This is a genomic window from Microvirga pakistanensis (assembly GCF_004458765.1).
GTDB classification, from domain to species: Bacteria; Pseudomonadota; Alphaproteobacteria; order Rhizobiales; family Beijerinckiaceae; genus Microvirga; species Microvirga pakistanensis.
Window position 1 is genome coordinate 1 of record NZ_SPJX01000643.1, and the last position, 223, is coordinate 223.

The following is a 223-nucleotide window of genomic DNA, read 5'->3' on the forward strand; positions in this document are numbered from 1 at the left end:
CTGCTCTGGCTTTTCGCCGTTCCCGCTCTCGACACGCTCAGCCTGATCGTTCGCAGGATCTGGGCAGGGCGCAGTCCCTTCTCGGCCGATCGCGATCACCTTCATCACCTGGTCCTCGAGAGCGGAGCGACGCCGGGGCAAGCCAGCGCGATCGTTGTGGCGCTGTGCGCGCTGCACGGCGCCATCGGAACGGCAGGGGCTGTCCTCGGCGTCCCGGATAGCC

The 223-nt window shown here is 68.2% G+C and carries 1 pseudogene; it reads left to right on the forward strand.

Annotation, left to right across the window (positions count from 1 at the left end):
* A pseudogene (locus E4K09_RS29475) lies at window positions 1-223 on the forward strand (MraY family glycosyltransferase); the annotation flags it as partial.